The organism is Clostridioides sp. ZZV15-6598, assembly GCF_020657705.1.
In the GTDB taxonomy this organism is placed as follows: domain Bacteria; phylum Bacillota; class Clostridia; order Peptostreptococcales; family Peptostreptococcaceae; genus Clostridioides; species Clostridioides difficile_F.
In genome coordinates, this window is record NZ_JAGWCS010000398.1 from 1 (window position 1) to 209 (window position 209).

General features: G+C 26.8%; 1 protein-coding gene. It reads left to right on the plus strand.

The annotated features are described in order from the left end of the window. The coding region (locus KGF50_RS22230) for a hypothetical protein (RefSeq protein ID WP_227850030.1) at positions 1-209 on the plus strand (209 nt) is incomplete at both ends.

The following is a 209-nucleotide window of genomic DNA, read 5'->3' on the forward strand; positions in this document are numbered from 1 at the left end:
AGTGATATCAAACTGTATAAAGAAAATGGTACAGAATACCTAAAATTTGCAACACAAACATATGTAAGTGAAGATTCTATTACTAATTTATCATCAGAAAAATCTTTCACATATCAAATAGATTCAAATGGCTATGCAAAATGGTACAAAATTGGCGATGATATAGCAAACAAAAAAATAGAAGTTAATCTTCCTCAAAATTCATCTTT